The following is an 18,922-nucleotide window of genomic DNA, read 5'->3' as shown; positions in this document are numbered from 1 at the left end:
GGGCACACGGACGGCGGTGCCGGCGTGTCGGGCCGGCCGCGTGAACCTCGACCGCGCGAATCTGGAGGCGGCTCTCCCCGGCTACACGGTCACCCGGCTCATCGCCGGCGGCGGGTTCGGGCTCGTCTTCGCCGGCCAGCACCTGCGCCTGGACCGACCGGTGGCCATCAAGATCCTGCTCCCGGGAGCGGACGGCGCGGCTGCGGCCCGCGACACCTTCGCCGCCGAGGCGCGCCTGCTGGAACGCCTTGCCCACCCCCACATCGTGCGGGTGCATGACTTCGTCGAACGCGACGATCTTTCCATGATCATCATGGAGTACTGTGGCGGGGGGACGCTGCGCCGGTGGGTACGGCACCGACCGACGGTCGTGACCGCGGTCGGCATCGGGCTCGCCGTCGCCGCCGCGCTCGACCTGGCGCACCGCCAACAGGTGATCCACCGCGACATCAAGCCGGAGAACGTCCTGTTCGCCGGCGACGGAACCCCGAAGGTCTCCGACTTCGGCATCGCCAAGATCGTGGCCTTCAGCGGCAACCCCACGAACACCGTGATCGGCACCCCCGCCTACATGGCTCCGGAACAGTTCACCGGCACGGCCCTGCGGCCGGCGACCGACCTGTACTCCCTCGGCATCGTTCTCTACGAGCTGCTCTCGGGCCGCACCCCGTACTCCGGCCGGGGCATCGCCACCTACCTCACCCAACGGCACCTGCACGAACCGCCGCCGCCGTTGGGCGCCCCCACCCCGCCCGCGATCGCCTCGGTCGTGATGCGAGCCCTCGACGCCGATCCGGCCCGCCGGCCTCCCACGGCCGCGGACTTCGCGAACGACCTCGTCACCGCCACGACCCGCGTGTTCGGACCAGGCTGGTTACAGGGCTGCACCATCCCTCTCCATCTTCCCGACGAGATCCGCGCGTCGGCAGGTCGTGGTGGCCGGACAGCCACCGCCCCGCCGTCGGTACCGCAGGGCCGGCCCACCGCGCCGCGCCGGCCCGCCGTCCCGGACGCCGTCGAGACGGTCGGGTACACGGCGACAGACAGCCCCCCGGAGTCGGGTACGCCGGCAGACGACGTCCCCGCAGCGGCGCAGGCACCAGCCACTGTCCGCGCACCGTCCCCCACCGATTTGGCTCCCCCCGCCCCGGTGGCGGACTCGCCGCCCGGACGCGGAACCCCCCCGGCCGGCGGCACGCGCGGATGGTGGCCGAGCCGACGCAGGTCGACGCGGAAGCCGGCCGCCCGATCGGCCGGGCGGCCGGTCGACTACCGGATCGACAGCCCGTTCGGCGTGGCCGTGGCCCCGGACAGGGCGCTGATCGTCTCCCAGCCGCTCCTGCACCGCATCAGCAGGGTCGACCCGGAGTTCCTCCTCGACCTGGCCCCTACCGGCGTGCCTCCCCACGGCCGAGGCGGGGGCCTGAGCGTCGTCGCCGGCACCGGGAAGGCTGGCCGCACCGGCGACGGCGGCCCCGCGTCCGACGCCGAACTGGACAGTCCCGCCGGCATCGCCGTGGGGCCGGACGGGTCCCTGCTCATCACCGACAGCCTCAACGATCGGCTCTGCCGGGTCTCACCCGAGGGCCGGATCGAGACCGTGACCGTCGTGTCCGGTCTGCGTCGCCCGAGGTCGGTGACGGTGGACGGGGACGGTGTCATCCATCTCGCCGATACCGGCAACCACCGGGTCTGGCGGCTCGACCCGGACGGCACGGCCCGGGTCGTCGCCGGCTCCGGCACCCCTGGGCACTCCGGGGACGGAGGTCTGGCGATCCACGCCTCGCTGAGGGGCCCGCAGGCGGTCGCCGTCGACGCCCAGGGCCGACTGCTCGTCGCGGACCAGGAGCACCGCCGCGTCCGGCGGGTCGACGCCGCCGGACGGATCGAGACCATCGCCGGCACCGCCTACGGGGGTCGCCCGGCGACGGCTGGCGGGCCGGCGCGCGCCACGGATATCGGCGCGCCGACCAGCCTGGCCGTCGGCCCCGACGGCATCGTCTACGTTGCCGATTCTGCGAACAACCAGGTACTCGCCCTGCAGGGCGACAGCACCCTGCGCGTGGTCGCCAGCAGGTCCGGACCGGTGGTGGTGGCCGATCCGCGCCAGGTGGCCGTCGGGCCGGACGGGACCGTGTACATCGCGCAGCCGGGTCGCCACCGCATCACGATCATCCCTGGATGACGGTTGCGCGGGCCCCTACCGGTGGCGGCCGGAGGTGAACATCCAGGCCAGGTGGGCGCCCGGCATGTCGCGGACGGCGCGGACGACCGGGGCCAGCCGATCCGGGTCACGCTGGTCGAGGTGTGCCGTGGCCGCCGGGCTCCGCGTGTCGGCGGGAAGGGCACGTGAGGCGGCAAGGGCGCGCTCGGTGTGGAAGGCGCGTTCGGCGTCGTCGAGAGCGCGCAGCCGTCGGGTTATCTGCGCCTGTACCTGTTCGAGCGCGGTGAGTTCGTCGCACCCCGTGGCGCGCTGGAGCACGATGACGTAATTGGTGGTCTCGCCGAGGGCGGCTTCCCGCGGCAGGGACACCACGTCGTTGGTCCAGGCAATGATGTCACTCGACGCCGCGCACAGCTCGGTCCAGCTCTCCGTGGCGGCGAGGTCCGGGGGGATTTCCGTCCGGTAGACGACTTCCACCAGGTCGTACATGAACATGGCGTTGTCGTTCCGGCGCAACGCCGGGTATTCCTCCGGGGTCGCCACCGTGCCGCCCTGCCGGTGGGCGATCTGGGTGAGGAAGGCGTCGCGGTGGTCGTGGATGTGCTGGAGGATGCGGCGGCGCCACGGTGCGGACATTCCCCGGGCGGTGCGGGGCCACAGGTCGGCCAGGGCGGTCACCGAGGGAGGCGCGGTGGCGGGCGCGGGTTGACCCTCGACGATCGAGGTGATCGACGCATAGGTCTCACGCACGATCGCGGCGTCGCGGCCCATGGGCCCTTCGTCCTGCTCGTCATCGAGGTGGAACAGCCACACCACCCACTGGGCGAAGAGCTCGACGTCGTCCTGCCGGGCGTCGGGCAGGCTCCGGGCGGCCGCGAGATGGAATCCGGCGGCGTCCAACCGGGCGCGCGCGGCGGCATCGGTGGCCAGGCCGAACTCGGCGGCCCAGGACAGAAGGTTTTCGCCGATGCGGTCGGCCGCGGGATGCAGCCGCTCGGGAATGCGGATCCCAAAATCGGGTCTGGGCACGCCGGCGGGACAGAGCTGACACATGATGGCCTCGGTGCAGGGAGGGGGCGGAGTCCGCCGACTGACGTGCCTACATGGCGAAGACGACGTTGCGGTAGGGCGAGCCGAAGTACACCGGAGACCAGCCCATGCGCCGTCGAAAGCAGGCGGGCCAGAACCGTCTATCCGGAATTATGGCGCCGCCAGGTGGCGCGGAGGAGGCATTCGGCCGAACTTCCAGGCACCTGCGACTGTGAAAGGCGACTCAACTCCGACTCTGGCTCCGGCGTGGATCTCGTCAAATCACCACTCACCGCAGTCGGCGATCAGGCGAGCAACCGGGGTTCGTCGCCGAGGCCGACCGCCTCGCTCGTGGCCCGGGTCTCGCTCGCAGCCCGGGTCTCGCTCGCAGCCCGGGTGAGGCGGATGAACCCCTCGGCACCCCGAACACTGCGTAGGCAGCCGTCTGCCATGTCCGCAACCAGGGCCTCGCCGTTGTTGCCCCAGGCGACGACCGGCACCTGGCAGACGAGCTTCTCCCCGTCACGCGTGCTGGCGGGCAGCCCGCCCACGATGTTCTTGTCGCCGCCTTCGGAGTTGGGCCTGAACAAGGCGGTGTAGCCGTGGGCGGGGATCATCGTGAGTCCTCCCAGTGGGTCTTGGTCTCGGCGGGGCCAGGGGTGGGGAGCGGCGAGCGGTCACGGCTCGGGCGGCCCTGCGGCACGCACCCACCGCAACGCCCGACGGGTGAGGACACGTTCCCGCAGGCGTGCCCGCCGTGCCGGCCCGGCTCGCCGCGGTGACGCCAGACGCTGGTGACGCCGCGACGTTGGTGACGCCGCGACGTTGGTGACGCCGCGACGTTGGTGACGCCGCGGATGGGGACGTGCCGCGGCCCCGGCCGGCGAGGATGCCGAGCCGGGGCCGCGGGGATCGGGCGGGGTCAGGTTCCCCGCCCGTCGTCGATCAGGTTCTGTGGCGTCGTCGTGGGTGGCGGTGGCTGCAGTCCGCGGTCCGTTCCCACGAAGGGGGCCAGGGCGGTCGGGTCCGTGATCTGGCGGTCGGCCCCGGTCATCTGATCGAGGTGTTGACGAGCGTGTACCCGCTGAAGCCACCACCGGCGATGGCGTCGGCCCGGGCGATGCCGCTGACCTGGACGGGACGCAGGCTGAAGGCGGGAGTGGTGGTGCCGTTGCCGAGCTGCCCGAAGAAGTTGCTACCCCAGGCCCACACGGTGCCGTCCCGGCGCAGCGCGTACCCGCTGAAGCTGCCCGCGGAGATCGCGGTGACCCCGACGAGGCCGGTGCTGCCGCTGACCTGGACGGGTACCAGGGAGGTGTCGTCGGTGCCGTTGCCAAGCTGCCCGGTGTTGTTGAGGCCCCAGGCCCAGGCGGTGCCGTCCCCGCGCAGCGCGTACCCGCTGTTACCCTCGCTGCTGGCGGCGATGGCGGTCACCCCGGTGAGGTTGCGGATCGCGACCGGTACCGTGCTGGACACGGTGGTACCGTTGCCCAGCTGCCCTTCGTCGTTCGCGCCCCAGGCCCAGACGGTGCCGTCCCGGCGCAGCGCGTACCCGGTCTCCTGGCCGCCGGCGATCGCGATCACTGCGCTGAGGCCGGTGACCCGAACGGGGAACGGGCTGTTGGCGGTGGTGCCGTTGCCGAGCTGCCCCTCGTCGTTGTCACCCCAGGCCCAGACGGTGCCGTCCTGGCGCACCGCGTACGCGGTCGTGCCCCCGCCGGCGATGGCGACGACCCGGGACAGGCCGAGGACCCGGACGGGTACCCGGCTGTTGGTGATCGTGCCGTTGCCCAGCTGCCCGTAGTTGTTGTAGCCCCAGGCCCAGACGGTGCCGTCCTGGCGCAGCGCATACCCGTTGACGGCGCCGCCGGCGAGGGCGACGACCCGGGTCAGGCCGCTGACCCGGACGGGCACCGTGCTGTTCGTGATCCTGCCATTGCCCAACTGCCCGTAGGCGTTGTAACCCCAGGACCAGGCGGTGCCGTCCCGGCGCACCGCGTACGCGGCGTACCTGCCCGCGGCGACGCCGACCACGTCGGTCAGGCCGGTCAGGCCGCTGACCCGGACCGGCACCGCGCTGTTGGTGATCGTGCCGTTGCCCAGCTGCCCGAGGCCGTTGTAACCCCAGGACCATTCGGTGCCGGACCCCGCGACGGCTAGGTGCTGCCTGGAGGGCGTCCCCCGTGCGGGGGCCGCTGTGGCCGCTGCCGGCAGGGCCACGATGCCGGCGGCGGCCAGCGCCACCGCCCCCGTCCCCAGCCGTCCTCGACGAAGCATGTCCGCTCCTCAGAACCATAGGTGCCGTCATCGACACCCGCTGGACACGAAGAGTAATCACGCGGAGCCACTACGCCGTTACCTGCGTGATATATTCGTTGCGCTGCGTGTTGCTCACACTCCTGGACATACGGCCGCCGAGCGCTGGCGTGAATGCGCGGCCGACCGGCAAAGGTCCGACCCACCCCCGGCGGATCGCCCGGGTAGGCCGATCCGCGCCTTCACTGACGCCGGCCGACGGGCCATCGCTGCGCGGACGACGGGGAGCCCGCAGCGATCGGGACCGGTCGAGCGCGGGAATCAACCGGCATGCCGGCCACGACTATGATTGCATCGTCCTCGGTGGCATTGCGGTCTGTGATGGTCGGAGGTTTACATGGCGCCAGCGCCACGTTTTCGTCGGGTGGCGGCCCTGCAGCGTCCTTTCGTCGACCGCGAACCGGTACTGGCGGCTTTCACCGAGGAAATGGCGCGCATCGGCGCGGGACCGCGCGTGTTCAATGCGATCGGTGTCGGCGGCATCGGCAAGTCGCGCCTGCTGCGTGAGTTGACCGACCGGGCCGCGAGCCAGGGCCGCACCGCCTCCCTCGACCTTCAGATTCACTCGATGCGCCAGCAGGAGGAGGCGCTGGCGGTGCTCCGTAACGAGCTGGGATCCCAGGGCGTTCCTTTCGACCGGTTCGACATCGCCTATGCCGTGCTCTGGCAGCGGCTCCACCCGCATCTCCGGCTGAACCGGTCGGACCTGGCCTTCGTCGACGACAGTTCGATCCTGACCGACATCGTCGACGCGGTGGCCGGGCTGCCGGTGTTCGGCACCGCCCGCGGACTGGTCAGGCTGCTGGAACGCGGCACGTCCGACGTGCGCCGCCGGATGCGTCTGCGCCGCGACCCGACACTCGCGACACTCGACGACCTGCCGATCAGCGAACTCGCCGACGCCGTCACCTACCTGTTCGCCGAGGACCTGCGGGCCGCCAGCCAGGACAGGCCGTACGTCATCGTCATCGACAGCCACGAGGCGCTGGTACCCAGCCCGGTGCGCTCGGGGCGGACCCAGCTCGCGGACGCGTGGCTGCGCGACCTCGTGGCGCAGCTCGACCGCGGCCTGGTCGTCATCGCCAGCCGAGAGCCCCTGCGCTGGGAGCTCACCGATCCCGACTGGGATGGCCTGATCCGGGTGAGCGACATCGGTGGGCTGCCGATGGAAGCCCGGCTGGAACTCCTCGACGCCGGCGGGATCGCGGATCCGTTCCAGCGCCGGACGATCGCCGACGCCAGCGCCGGGCTCCCCTTCTACCTGAATCTGGCCGTCGACACGCACCAGCAGACCGGCGGGCGGGTCAGCGGCGACCTGGTCTCCCAGCAGGAGATCCTGGCACGTTTCCTGCAACACGTCGCACCGGAGGAAATCCGGTCCCTGGAGGTTCTGAGCCCGGCGCGGATCTTCGACTACGGAATCTTCCAGCTCCTGGCCAGCACCTTCAACCTCCCCGCGCACCGGATCGCCTGGGAATCCCTGACGGCGTATTCCTTCGTCTATCCGGCGAACACCGCGCTGCGTTTCCACCAGCTCATGGCGTCCGCGCTGCGCGAGCGCCTGTCCGCCACCACCACCGCGGACATTCACGCGCTGCTGCGGGGGTTGTGGGAGAACCGCGCCGATCTGGCGACGGGCCGCGACAGCGGCAGCCTGTCCGCCCGAGCCCTGCGCGAGGCCGCCTACCACGCGCTGCAGGGTCACCACGCCGGCGGCACCGCGATCCTCGACTATGCGGACCGGGCCGTGCGCGGCGGCGGGCACGGTGCCGCCCGCGGCATCACCGACGACCTGCGCACCCAACTGCCCCATCAGCCCGCCGGCAGGGACCTTCCCGAGGCGTTGCGATGCCTCGACGCGGAGGCCGCGGTCCGCCTCGGCGACGCCGCCACTGTCATCGCCCTCACCCCCGGGCCCATCACCACGCTCGCCGTCGACACCGTCGTCGGAGCGCGGCTCGCCGTCGCCGCCGGGAACGGTCGACGCATCGCCGGTGAGACCAGCGCGGCGCTCACCATCTTCACCCATGTCTGGGACCGGGCCACCGGATCGCCGCGGCGGACCGCGGGCCTGTGGGCGGCCGACCTCCACATGGCGCAGGGCAGGTTCCGCGACTGCGAGACCCTCGCCGCCGAGCTCGACGAGTCCTGCCCGGCCGAGGACGCCGAGTTCTGCGGTGACGTGGCCCGGCTGAGACACCTCGCCCACCGGTTCGCCTTCGACTTCGACGCCGCCGCCCGCTTCCTCGACGAGGCCGCCGCCCGCTACGCCGAAGCCGGCAGCGTCCTGGGCGCGGCCAACATCCAGACCAACCGGGCCGAGCTCCTCGCCTTCACCCGACCTGCCGAGGCGATCATCGAGGCCGGGCAGGCCATCGAGATCCAACGGGAGATCGGCGCCCACCACGAACTCGGCAAGGCGTATACCGCCCTCGCCGTCGGGCAGCTGCGCTGCGGTCAGCTCGACGAGGCCGAGAACTCTCTTCGAGCCGCCTGCGACGCCCTGGACGGAGTCGGCTACCGGTCCGGACGGGCCCGCGCCGAGTTCTACCGGGCGGCCGTCCATGCCCGCCGCGGCCGGCTCGACGAGGCGGTCACCGCCCTGCGCTGGGCTGTCCACGAGCTGGAAGCGGCCGACGTCTACCCGACCATCATCGTCAGCGCGGCGCACGCCCTGGCAGTCCTCGGCGTCGACGACGACCGGGTGACCGCCGCCGCCCGGCGGGCACGGGCGGGTATCCAGCCGTTCGGCACCCACGCCGATCTCGACGCCCGCATCCGCGACTTCGTCACCGACCTCCTCGACGGGTACGCCTGGCAGCCCGACGAGCTGTACCGGCAGGCGATCGGCCGCCCCGACGCCGCGTCCGGCTTCTACAACCACAACATCCGGATGGGCACCCCCACCGGCGACGTGATCGTCCGCATCCCGATCCCCGGCAGCGACATCATGGATCTGATGATCTGGCCGGAGGCCGACGTGCTGCGGGCCATCCGCGGGACCGTCACCCACGCCCCCCGCCTGCTCTACGCCCGCACCCAGCCCCGCTACCAGATCGTCGAGTTCCTCCGCGGCCAGCTCCTCGACAACGCCGCCCCCCGCGGCACCCGTGTGCCCGGGCACCTCCTCGACGACGTCGTCGAACTGTTCGGCCAGCTTGGCCTCGTCCCGCGGGAGCACCTCCCGAGCCTTGCCACCGACTGGCCCGAAGACCGCCGGACCGCCGACTTCGCCCGCCGACTGTCCGCCGTCACCGCCGGCGTGCACTCCCGTTTCCTGCCCGAGTTCGGTGACCTGTACACCCGGTTCGGAATACCCGCCGACGCCCTCGCCCCCATCGAACAACGATGGGCGACCCTGCACCCCCGGCCCTTCCGGCTGCTACATACCGACATTCACCGCAAGAACATCATCGTCTCCGACGGGCGCGCCCACTTCCTCGACTGGGAACTCGCCCTCTGGGGTGACCCCGTCTACGACCTCGCCGTCCACCTTCACAAGATGAGCTACCAGCCCGACGAATCCATCGCCGTCGTCACCGGGTGGAGCACGGTCGTGGGCGGCGCCGCCGCCGAGGGATGGCAACCCGACCTCGACACCTACCTCGCCCACGAGCGGGTGAAATCCGCCATCGTCGACACCGTCCGCTACACCAAGCTCATCGCCGACGGAAACCTCACCCCCGACAGCCGCAACACCTTCATCGACAAACTCGTCGGCAAACTCGCCGCCGCCCACGCCGTCCTCGGCCACCACCCCGGCATCGACCACGCCACCGCCACCATCCATATCCAGCAATGGATCGACCGGCGCAGATAGGGGGTTTCACGGTCAACGATAGGGGGGTGTCACGGTCAACGACGAGTCGCACCTGCCCATCGGGCGTCGATTCCGACCAAGATGTTCGGAATTCCTCGGCGAGTAGTCGGCGGCTTCTCAGGTGCTCCCGCTGACCTGGAGTTTCTGCACGTCCTCGGCGGTCATGCACCGTCCTCCGATGCCCCAGTCCCCGCTGCGGACCTCCTCGACGACGACATGGGTCACCGATCGCATCGCCTCGCCCTCGATGCCGACCATGACCTCGGTCAACTTGGTGATCATCTCCTGCTTCTGCTGTGGGGTGAATACGCCCTCGATCACTTTCACGTCGACGAACGGCATGTCCGTTACCTCCAACGCTGTACCCCTGACCCCAGCCGCCGTCCGGCAGCCGGGCTGACCACGGTGTACCCAGGCAGGCCGACGAAAGTCGGGCGCCTTCCTGTCGCGGTCACGGCCGCGGTCGGTTCATACAGCGCGCCGCTGATCCAGAACTTCCGATCAGGAGGTGCCGACGAGGAACGAGTACGTGCTGGCACTCACCAACCAGCGGCCGTTGATCCGGACGGCTTTCGCCTCCTGCCTGATCTCGTACCCCCACTGCGCGCCGAGCTCGGGGTCGCTATGGGTGATGATGATGGTCGCCGTGGCCTGGTCACTGCCGATCAGCGTGATGTTCTCGAGTCTTACCCTGAGGTTACCGACGACACCTGGATAATGCTGAAGGAAACGCTGTGTGATGTCACGGTACCGCTGACCGTTCTGGACGTAGGCCAACCCGTCGTCGATGTTGTTGTCCGCGTCGAAGGCCTCGGTGAACGCCGTCGTGATCTCGTCGACGGTGGCCCGGTCCGGCTTCGCCCCGGCGGGTGCCGGGAAGAGTGCCCGGCCGGTCGGTGAAACACCCGAATGCACCGTCGCGCCGGTGGCCGGCCTGGTGGGAAGCGAGCTTCCCACCGCCGGCGCGATGACGTTCACGCCGTTGTCGGAAGCAATATGCCGGTCTACGGTCAGGCCGCCGATGATCACAGAACTCGTGGCCAGCGCCGCCGCTGCGAGCACGAGCGCCCTGCGCCGCCCTCGCTGACGCGGCGGCGCCGACGTGCATGTTCTGGCGACCAGGTCGGCCGGTGCCGTGACGGACCCGGTGGCCCGATCGAGCAGTTCGCGCAGCGTCTGCTCGAAGGCCAGGTCAGATGCGGAGGCGGGTCCGGAGCCGGAACGCGAGCCGGACCCGGAGCGCGAGCCGGACCCGGAGCGCGAGCCGGAGCCGGAGCCGGGGTGAGCGTGTTTGGAAGGCATCAGAGCCCCCTCTCGCTTCGGATGCGGGCATCACCCAGATGCTGACTCAGACGCAGCCGGGCCAAAGCCCGCGACGCGTGGGACTTCACCGAGCCGACGCTGCAGCCGAGGATCTCGGCCACCGCGGCTTCCGGCAGATCGTCGTAGTAACGCAGGACGACCACGGCACGTTGCCGGTTCGGTAGTTCCTGCAGTGCCCGGAGCACCTGGTCCCGCAGCGCCAGGTCCGGTTCGCCGTCCGCGCTGGCCCGTTCGGCCGCCGCGTCCAGCGGTTCCTCGCGGAACTGGCGCGACCGCCACCGGCGTGAGGCCGCGTTCACCAGCGCACGGCGGACGTAGGCCTCCGGCGTGATGATCCGTTCCCTGCCCCATCGTCGGTAGGTGCGTTCCAGAGCACCCTGCAGCAGGTCCTCGGCTGCGTGGCGGTTACCGGTCAACAGAAAGGCCGTCCTCATCAAACGGTCGGCCGAAGCGGTGACGAAATCCTCGAACGACTCGTAGGACGCCTCGTCCATCGAGTGCCCCCCTCGATTGGCCCGCGCCGCCAAGGACGGCTGCGTAGACGTGAAGGAGGCGGCGGTTCGTCGTGACGCGAACCGCCGCCCCGCCGGGCGAGTCGAGCCGACTGTCGGTCATCGGCGGCGCGACGCAACCATCGCGCCGCCGCGTGCGGCCGGGCTGGCAGGCCCTGGCTCAGGCGTCGCGGCACCCTGGCCGCGCGGATTCCGGGAAGCCACCCGGCCGACGGACTACGCCCGACCGCTACCGAGCAGCGATGCCAACCCCAGCACGTCGCGATAGGTCTGTTCCGAGACCTTCCACCCGCCGTGCGTGAAGACGGCCCGCCCGCCACTGCCCAGGGAACCGGACTGGCCCTTGTACGTATAGGCGATGGTGAACCTGACGCTGGCGTTGTCGTGCGCCCAGAGGTAGACCTGGTTCACGGTGATCCGCGCGCTCAGGCCCGGGTAGGTGGCGCGGAACTTCGCCAGCAGGCCGACCAGGCGCTGGCCGTTCTCCACGGCGGCCAGCGGCACCTGTGGAGGAGCCTGCGAGCTGTTGAGACCGACCGCGAACGCAGCGCCGATCAGCGGCTCCGACACCTTCTGCCAGACCGTCGGTGCCGGCGCCGCGCCGACGGTGAGCGACTCGGCGATACGGAGCAGGTCGGCCTCGGGCAGCGGGCTCGGCGGGGTGGTCGCGTGCCCGCCGACCTGGCCGCCGATCGTCAGTACGACGGACGGGTGACCTTCGACCCAGGTCAGCTCGTGGATGCCGGCACCGCCCGTCCGCAGCGTGACGGCCTCGGTGCCCCGCAGGGCGAGCCGGCCAGACTGGGAGCCGGGGTAGTACTGCGCATAGGCGCGGGCAACGTCCTCGAGCGTCGCCTCGGGCGTGCCCCGCTGGACCGTGAGCTGAACGCGGGTGTCGCCGCCCTCGAACGTGCCGACGACGACGTTGCGGCCGATCCGGGTGGTCGGCTCCGCGCCGGTGAGGCTGACGCCGCGGGGTAGCCAGCCGACCTGCACCCCGTCCACGCTCGGAGCCGGCCTCCAGCCCCCACCTCCCGGGCCCCCGCCGCCCGGGCCGGCGGCCGTCGCCGGGCCGGCGGCTGCCACGGTCACCAGGCCGGTCAGGGCCAGGGCGGTCAGGCTGCCGAGGGCGCGGGTCAGCCGACGTCCTGGGAGGTGCCGCCGCCGCCGTCGTCGGGCCGGATGGGATCCTCCCTGGTGAAGCCGTCGCCTCGCCCCGTCCGGAGGGCCTGTTCGCCCCCATCCGATGCCGGAAGGGCCGTCAGAACAATCCGCCATTGTCGCCTCCTGCGCTGGTAGGCGCTGGCCACGGTGACTCCACACACCGAGACAGCTCAGCAGCCGTTCGAATGTTTTCCACCTCCTAAGAGCGGCGTTGGCGCATTCGGGTTGACGTGTCCGACCAAATCTTTCCCCAACATCCGGAGTCGCCACGCAACGGTGTGACAACCAGGAGGGCACTCCGCGTTACGCGCGGTTCAACCCTCCTCGCCTACGGCGGGTCTTGTCGCCGTGCTCGCCGCAACACGACCTGGCTGATCCCGCCGATGGCCGGACTGCGGGACTGCGGGACGCGGAGTAACCCAGGCGAGCAGGAGGGAGGTCAGGCCCGGGAAGGGCATTGGGTGGTACCGGATACGAGGCTGGGTTAGCCGCCGACACCACGGCGATCATTCTCTTCGCCTTCATTGGCATCGAGGTCCTGCTTCTTGTCCGGCGAGACGGCCAGACTCTGGGTAGGGGTCTCATGGGTCTTCGGGTGATCCGGGAGGACAAGCGCGCCGCCATGCTTCCGCGGGCGTCGGCGTTCACCCGGATGATCCTTATGCTGCTGCCGACCTACACCCTGCTGATCATCCCCGTGAACGCCATCGTCGCAGCCTGCGACGACAAGCGCCGTGCTCTCCACGACCGCGCCGCCGGCACCAGCGTTGTCCGGGCACCGAAGCGCGGGCTGAAGCCGGCGCTGATCTGATGATGGCGCTGCCGCTGCCCTCGCGAGTGACCCTGACCAAGCGGGTTTGACCCTGCCCCCGAATAACACCTGGGCGCCTTCGAGGCGTGCATGAAAGGGCCTTTTATCGATCTTCGTAGATTAGGCGCCACCCGGCCCTACAGCAGAGCGTAACGACAGCCCCGGACGCACCCTCGCGCCCAGGGCCGTCGTCGTGTCTGGGCTCGACGGGACTCGACAGGGCTCGACACGGTTGCCGGAGCCGCCAGGCGTCGAACCGAGTGCCCCGCCGGTGTGCGTCCGAGGCAAGATCACAGTCTGCAAAAGATCCGCATGATGTGGTAAAACCGCGCGATCCCACATAACACCGTGAACGCATGAAACCCCAGCTACGGCTGGGCTTCTCGTCTGTCGGCGCGGAACTGGTCGATGACGACGGTGAACTGGCCATTGACGGTGACGTCGGTGATGCCGGCGAACAGGGCGCCCGTGCCGGGCAGGGCGACGACCGTCCGGACGCAGATGACGAACGACGCGCCCGGTTCCAGGGTCTGGGCGCCGTCGCCGGGATTGCCGGCGCCGCAGTTCGCACCGGCCGGGGCGAAGTGGACCTGTGGTTGGCCGGAGACGCCCTGATCCTGTAGGGAGAGGGCGGCGGCGAGGCGGGCGCGGTCGGCGCCCTGGGTCTCGCTGTCGGCGGTGGCGAACGCGCGGCCGGCCTCGCGGGCCGCCTGGGTGACGCCGAACGCCGACTTCTGCACCGCGAACACGCACAGGAACAGGTACACGAACGGGACGAGCAGCACGACGGACAGCCCGACGAACTCGATCATCGCCGAGCCGTCGTCGGTTGCCCCCCGTCCGACGCGGTGCGCCGCGCCCCCGACGCCGCGCGCCTGCCCCTTCCCCCACACCACCCGCGCCCAGATCGCGTGGACGGTACGCAGCCGCCGAGGCGTCATGGCTGCTCCTTGACCGCGTGGCCGGTGACGGTGATCGTCACGCCGTCGCCGAGCGGGACGAGGACGAGCGGGACGGCGACCTTGCAGGTGACCTGGACGAGTGGGGTGCCGCCGGGACCCTCGACGTCGGTGCCGGTGCAGACGGTGTCGGCGCGGCCGGGAATCGTCCGGGCGATCAGCGCCTGCGCGTACGGGCCACCGTCCGCGGCCGGGACGCCGAGGTTGGCCGCGTGCCGGGCGCCCTCCGCCGCGTCCGCCGCGAGCGTGTTGCGGATGTGCAGGATCAGGCCGACCTGCAGGATCCCTAGGAACAGGAACAGCAGCAACGTCCCCACCAGGATGAACTCGACGACGGCGGACCCTTCGTCGCCCGGCGGGGCGTCTTCGCCGGGCACGGAGCTGCCGGCCGCCGTGCTGGCCTCGCCCGGCGCGGCCTCGCCGTCGGGCTCGACCGGGTCTGCACCGTCTCGCGCGGCCATGGCCGGCGTGGCCGGGAGGTCAGCCGCCGCCACCGCCGCCGACGCCCGACACCGAGTTGATCGCCGAGGTGAAGAGGTTCTGCAGCGCCGGCGTCGCCAGCGTGGCGATGGCCACGACGAGTGCCGCCGTCATCACCGTGATCATGACCCAGCCGGGAACGTCCCCCCGGTCGCGGCCGTCACGGCCGTCATCGCCGTCACGGCCGTCGCCGGTCGTGTCGGTGGCCGACCGCCAGGCCAGCCACCTCGCCTTCAGGGTCTGCCCGATACGTCGTCCCATGTCTCCTCCATCACCGTCTGGCCTGGGCCATGCGCCCGGCCAGGAGCCGTGCGCCCACGTCGTCCGTGCCGCGCACCCTGCGCATCCGCGTCGAGCACCGCGTTGTGCCATGTCGGTTGGGTCCGAGTCGGACCAAGGCCGCGTCCCTCCCCGGGGGCCGCCGCGATCACTGGGCGATCACGGTGAAGCTCACCAGGGCGGGGTAGAAGGCGAAGATCACGGTCGTCGGCAGGACAAGGAAGACGACCGGGATCATCATTGCGATCTCCTTGCGGCCGCCGGCCTCCAGCAGCTGGCGCTTGCCGGCCTCGCGGACGTCCATCGCCTGGGCGCGCAGGATGTCGGCCAGCGGCGTGCCGCGTTCGATCGCGACGGCCATGCCGTCGACGAACCGGGTCAGCGGCGCGAGCGCCGTGCGGGCGGCGATGCCCTCCAGGGCCTGCACGAGGGTGGCGCCGGCGCGGGCGTCGGCGAGGGCCAGGCGCAGCTCGCGGCCCAGCTCGCCGTGGGTGAGGCGGCTGACCCGCTCCAACGCGCCGATGGCGGACTCCCCCGCGGTGACCGCCAGCGCCAGCAGTTCGGCGACCGTGGGGAACTCCAGCAGCATCCGGTCCTCGCGCTCGCCGATCGCCCGGGTCAGCCAGTACTCGCGGCCGACCACCCCACCGGCCGCGCCGGCGACGACGAGGGCGACGCTGACCAGCGCCGGCGGGCCGACGCCGAGCAGCGCCCGCAGCGCCAGCAGGAACGCGCCGACCAGCGCGCCGCTGACCGCACAGATCACCTGCTGGACCCGGAACTCCTCGATGCTGGTCCGCCCGCCCGCCTGGGTCAGCCGGCGCTGCAACGCCGCCCGACCACCGAGGAAGCGGTCGAGGCGGCCGGCGACGTCGGAGAGCAACGGCCGCACGAGCGCCTCGACGGCGGCGAGGCCCGGGCGGGACGACGCCCGCGGCCGGTCGGCGAGCAGCCGGGACGGGCTGGGCGTGTCGCGCAGGTAGGGGTCGATCCGGTCGGCGAGCTGGATGCGCCGAGCCCGGGGCGAGCGGTAGACGACGATGACCAGACCGAGCCCGGCGAGCAGGCCGAGCAGCGCCCCCGCGGCGACCATCGTCATGGTTGCATCCCCCGATCGGGCCCCACCCCGAAGCCCCCAGGCCCGTCGAAGCCCCCAGGCCCGTCGAAACCTCCGAGGCCGTCGAATCCTCCGGGCCCGTCGAGGTCGGGAGCGGCGATCGTCGGGCGGGCGGCCGCGGGACCGTCCGGGCGTGATCCCGAGCCGCGCCCGGCGGGAGTGGCGGCGGCCGCGGCCTGAGCGGCGGCGGCGCCGCCACGCAGCACCCGGCCCTCCTCGGGCAGCCGGCCGATCCGTTTCATCAGCAGGTACGCGAGGGCCGACACACCGCCGCCGACGACCAGCACCAGCACGCCGGTCGGGCTGTCGTACGCCTGCACGTTCTGGCCGCGGGTGGCCAGCAGGAGAAGCACGATCCAGGGGGCGGCGAGCGCGAGGCGGGCGGCGTTGACCGTCCAGCCCTGGCGGGTCTCCAGCTCGGCCCGGGTCCGCGCGTCCTCGCGCAGGAAGGTCGACAGGGTGCGCAGGAGCCGGCCGAGATCGGTGCCGCCGACCTCCCGCGCCATCCGCAGCGACTCGATGATCCGGTCGGCGACCGGGTCGGCGAGTTCGTCGGCGAGCCGGTCCAGGCAGGTCGAGAACGATCCGGTGGCGCTGTAGTCCTCGCCGAAGCGGGTGAACGCCGGACGCAGCTGCACCGGCCCGCGCACCCCGACGGCGGCCAGGCCCTCGGGCAGCGACATCCCGGCGCGCACGGCGCTGGCAAGGTTGTCGACGACGTCCGGCCACAGCTCCCGCAGGTCGTGGATGCGGCCGTGGCGACGACGGACGACCAGCGCCCGCGGCAGCAGGCTCGCGAAGACCGCGAACGCGCCGGCAAGCGACAGGGTCCCGGTGAACGCCAGCACGACGAGACCGACGAGCAGCCCGAGCGCGACGCTGATCGCGACGAACTGACGGGGGCTCAGGCCGCGGATGCCGGCCTGGGCGAGCAGCTCCGCGGTGGTGTGCTCCCAGCGCATCGTCGTCGGGCCGCGGGACGCGCGGGGCCGGCCGCTGGTGATGATGAGGAACAGGCCGAGCCCGCACAGCAGGCCGAGGAAGATACCCATCAGCGCTCCACGGCGATCTCGGGCCAGCCCCCACCGGGCCGGCGCTGGGGATGGTCACGTTCCCCCTGCGCAAGCAGGGTGGGCAGGTCGTAGCCGGCTCGGGTGAAACGGTCGACGTGCGGGGGGAAGCCGTCGGCGCGGACCAGGCCCTCGGCGCGGGAGCGGTAGATCTGGGCGATCTCCACGATGTCGCCCTCGGCCCGGCCGGGCAGCGCGACGATCTCGGTGACGCGCCGGCGACCCGAGACGTCCTTCTCCAGGTGGACGACGAGATCGACGCTGGCGGCCACGGTCGGCACGACGAAGGCGTGGCTGACGTTCTCCCCGGCGAGCAGCGGCAGCGTGCACAGCTTGGTCACCGCCTCGCGGGCCGAGTTGGCGTGCAGACTGCACATGCCGGGCAGGCCGGAGTTCAGCGCGATGAGCAGATCCAGCGCCTCCTCCTGGCGGACCTCGCCAACCAGCAGGCGGTCCGGGCGCATCCGCAGCGCCTCCTTGACCAGCCGGCGCAGCCGGATCTCCCCGCTGCCCTCCAGGTTGGCCTGCCGGGTCTGCATCGCGACCCAGTCCGGGGCGCGCAGCTTCAGCTCGAAGACCTCCTCGCACGAGATCACCCGCTCGCGGGCGGGAATCGCCGAACCGAGGCAGTTGAGCAGCGTCGTCTTCCCGGCCTGGGTGCCACCGGCGACGATGATGTTGAGCCCGGAGACGACGGCGGCCTCCAGGAACGCCGCCGCCGCGGAGGTGATCGTGCCGAGCCCGACCAGCTCGTCCATGCTGCCCGCGCTCAGCACGAACTTGCGGATGTTGATCGACCAGTGCACCCGGGTCACGTCGGGAATCACCACGTGCAGACGGGAACCGTCGGGGAGCATGGCGTCGACGAAGGGGGTCGACAGGTCCACCCGCCGGCCGGACGATTTGAGCATCCGTTCGACCAGATCCTGCACCTGGTCGGCGGTGAGAATGGTCGTCGTCAGCTCACTGCGACCGGCCCGCGCGACGAATACCCGACCCGGCTCGTTGATCCAGACCTCTTCGACGGTGGGGTCGTCGAGATGGCGCTGCAGCGGCCCGAAGCCGGCGACCGCGTCGTAGACCAGACGGGCGGTGACATCCCGGTCGACGACAGGCGGAAGGTCGCTGACGAGAACGCGTTCCTCATAGTCGGCGAGCACCTCCTGAACGAGCTGGCGGACCAGGGCCGGATCGCGCACGGGATCCAGGGAACGCCGCCGAACGAGCTCCCGGACCTCGTCCTCCACGAACGAGGTGGCGTCCAACCAACCGCCACGTGCCACCGCCACGAAAACCGCCGTTCCTCCAGCTCCGCCTCTTCCCGCCCCGACAATTGCTACGAAGCGTAGGAAGAAGGTCACCGCTTATCAAGCCCCGACCATCGGGGCGGACGCAACAACGTTCGCACAACCCCCTACGGGGGTGTGGGCCGGGTAGGACACAGGCAGGTCACGGTCCGCACAGGGTCCCACCTTGACCACCCATTTAGTTACTCTCCGCATCAGCAGCGCGGCCACGGATCGGGGGACGACGATCGCTGCGCGCGTACATCCCGCGGGTCGGCAGTGCGCCGACCGCCCTGGAAACGCCCGCAGGATTTCGCCGCCGAATCGCCCCGGAGGCGGTAGCCTCGCGGCGGTCCCTAACCCGCTCATCCGTGAAGCCACAATCGCTTGCTGGGTCGACCGGTGGAGCCTCCCCCACCCCGCCGATCTCCCCCGGTAAGCCACCAACGCCTGCCTCGGGGGTCCCTTCCGTGTCCGGTCAGCCATCGATCCGCGGGCTCAGCAACCGCTTGCGAGAAGCTCGTCTGCCCACCACGGCGACGCTGCCCAGGACCTGCCTGCGGCCCGCTACGCGCGGCTCGAAAGGGGCGAC

15 protein-coding genes and 1 pseudogene are annotated in these 18,922 nt (G+C 71.4%); 3 read left to right on the top strand and 13 right to left on the bottom strand.

The window, feature by feature from the left end; all coding sequences use genetic code 11:
- Positions 1–40: 40 nt before the first annotated feature.
- A complete protein-coding gene (locus FRAAL_RS05855) occupies positions 41–2,185 on the top strand; it encodes a serine/threonine-protein kinase (protein WP_231861526.1) in 2,145 nt (714 codons plus the stop codon).
- A gap of 15 nt (positions 2,186–2,200) precedes the next feature.
- Here FRAAL_RS05855 and FRAAL_RS30215 read toward each other — a convergent pair whose 3' ends face one another.
- The 3 genes from FRAAL_RS30215 to FRAAL_RS05840 form a co-directional block, all read right to left on the bottom strand.
- Complete coding sequence (locus tag FRAAL_RS30215; protein ID WP_050997019.1) at positions 2,201–3,193, bottom strand: terpene synthase family protein; 993 nt, start codon at positions 3,191–3,193, stop codon at positions 2,201–2,203.
- Positions 3,194–3,498: 305 nt separating this feature from the next.
- Positions 3,499–3,810: a hypothetical protein gene (locus FRAAL_RS05845; protein WP_011602532.1), complete on the bottom strand. Its 312-nt coding sequence runs from the start codon at positions 3,808–3,810 to the stop codon at positions 3,499–3,501.
- Positions 3,811–4,243: 433 nt separating this feature from the next.
- Positions 4,244–5,470, bottom strand: a complete 1,227-nt coding sequence (locus FRAAL_RS05840; protein ID WP_011602531.1) for an RCC1-like domain-containing protein — start codon at positions 5,468–5,470, stop codon at positions 4,244–4,246.
- Between the two features lie 493 nt (positions 5,471–5,963).
- On the opposite strand from FRAAL_RS05840, the gene FRAAL_RS05835 reads away from it, so the two are divergent.
- Positions 5,964–9,329 (top strand): aminoglycoside phosphotransferase family protein, encoded by a 3,366-nt coding sequence (locus FRAAL_RS05835; protein ID WP_231861525.1) that lies wholly within the window; start codon positions 5,964–5,966, stop codon positions 9,327–9,329.
- A 117-nt stretch (positions 9,330–9,446) separates the two neighbouring features.
- On the opposite strand, the gene FRAAL_RS05830 is transcribed toward FRAAL_RS05835, so the two are convergent.
- The 4 genes from FRAAL_RS05830 to FRAAL_RS05815 form a co-directional block, all read right to left on the bottom strand.
- Positions 9,447–9,671 (bottom strand): tautomerase family protein, encoded by a 225-nt coding sequence (locus tag FRAAL_RS05830; RefSeq protein ID WP_041938897.1) that lies wholly within the window; start codon positions 9,669–9,671, stop codon positions 9,447–9,449.
- A 159-nt stretch (positions 9,672–9,830) separates the two neighbouring features.
- Positions 9,831–10,391 carry an MTB12 C-terminal domain-containing protein gene (locus tag FRAAL_RS05825; protein WP_231861524.1) on the bottom strand — a complete coding sequence of 187 codons (561 nt, stop codon included), beginning with the start codon at positions 10,389–10,391 and terminating at the stop codon, positions 9,831–9,833.
- Between the two features lie 239 nt (positions 10,392–10,630).
- Positions 10,631–11,146 carry a SigE family RNA polymerase sigma factor gene (locus FRAAL_RS05820; protein ID WP_041938896.1) on the bottom strand — a complete coding sequence of 172 codons (516 nt, stop codon included), beginning with the start codon at positions 11,144–11,146 and terminating at the stop codon, positions 10,631–10,633.
- Positions 11,147–11,380: 234 nt separating this feature from the next.
- Positions 11,381–12,169: an MTB12 C-terminal domain-containing protein gene (locus FRAAL_RS05815; RefSeq protein WP_231861523.1), complete on the bottom strand. Its 789-nt coding sequence runs from the start codon at positions 12,167–12,169 to the stop codon at positions 11,381–11,383.
- A gap of 616 nt (positions 12,170–12,785) precedes the next feature.
- Between FRAAL_RS05815 and FRAAL_RS05810 the strand changes: the two genes are divergently transcribed.
- On the top strand, positions 12,786–13,139 hold the full coding sequence (locus tag FRAAL_RS05810) for an RDD family protein (RefSeq protein ID WP_011602523.1): 354 nt from the start codon (positions 12,786–12,788) through the stop codon (positions 13,137–13,139).
- 368 nt (positions 13,140–13,507) lie between these two features.
- On the opposite strand, the gene FRAAL_RS05805 is transcribed toward FRAAL_RS05810, so the two are convergent.
- From FRAAL_RS05805 to FRAAL_RS05780, 6 genes and pseudogenes are all read right to left on the bottom strand, one after another.
- Positions 13,508–14,080: a hypothetical protein gene (locus FRAAL_RS05805; protein ID WP_011602522.1), complete on the bottom strand. Its 573-nt coding sequence runs from the start codon at positions 14,078–14,080 to the stop codon at positions 13,508–13,510.
- Positions 14,077–14,559, bottom strand: coding sequence for a TadE/TadG family type IV pilus assembly protein (locus tag FRAAL_RS05800; RefSeq protein WP_157734199.1), 483 nt, complete (start codon positions 14,557–14,559; stop codon positions 14,077–14,079). The genes FRAAL_RS05805 and FRAAL_RS05800 overlap by 4 nt, the downstream gene beginning before the upstream one ends.
- 19 nt (positions 14,560–14,578) lie before the next feature.
- Entirely contained in the window at positions 14,579–14,839 is a 261-nt protein-coding gene (locus FRAAL_RS05795) for a hypothetical protein (protein WP_011602520.1), read from the bottom strand.
- Between the two features lie 166 nt (positions 14,840–15,005).
- Positions 15,006–15,956, bottom strand: coding sequence for a type II secretion system F family protein (locus FRAAL_RS05790; protein WP_011602519.1), 951 nt, complete (start codon positions 15,954–15,956; stop codon positions 15,006–15,008).
- Between the two features lie 215 nt (positions 15,957–16,171).
- Positions 16,172–17,026, bottom strand: a pseudogene (locus FRAAL_RS05785) (type II secretion system F family protein); the annotation flags it as partial.
- Positions 17,026–18,333 (bottom strand): TadA family conjugal transfer-associated ATPase, encoded by a 1,308-nt coding sequence (locus FRAAL_RS05780; protein WP_041938895.1) that lies wholly within the window; start codon positions 18,331–18,333, stop codon positions 17,026–17,028. The gene FRAAL_RS05780 and the pseudogene FRAAL_RS05785, both read right to left, overlap by 1 nt.
- Positions 18,334–18,922: the final 589 nt, after the last annotated feature.

Origin of the sequence: Frankia alni ACN14a (assembly GCF_000058485.1) — a bacterium.
GTDB lineage: Bacteria > Actinomycetota > Actinomycetes > Frankiales > Frankiaceae > Frankia > Frankia alni.
Note: the sequence above shows the minus strand (reverse complement) of the source record. Positions and strands in the feature narration are given on the sequence as shown.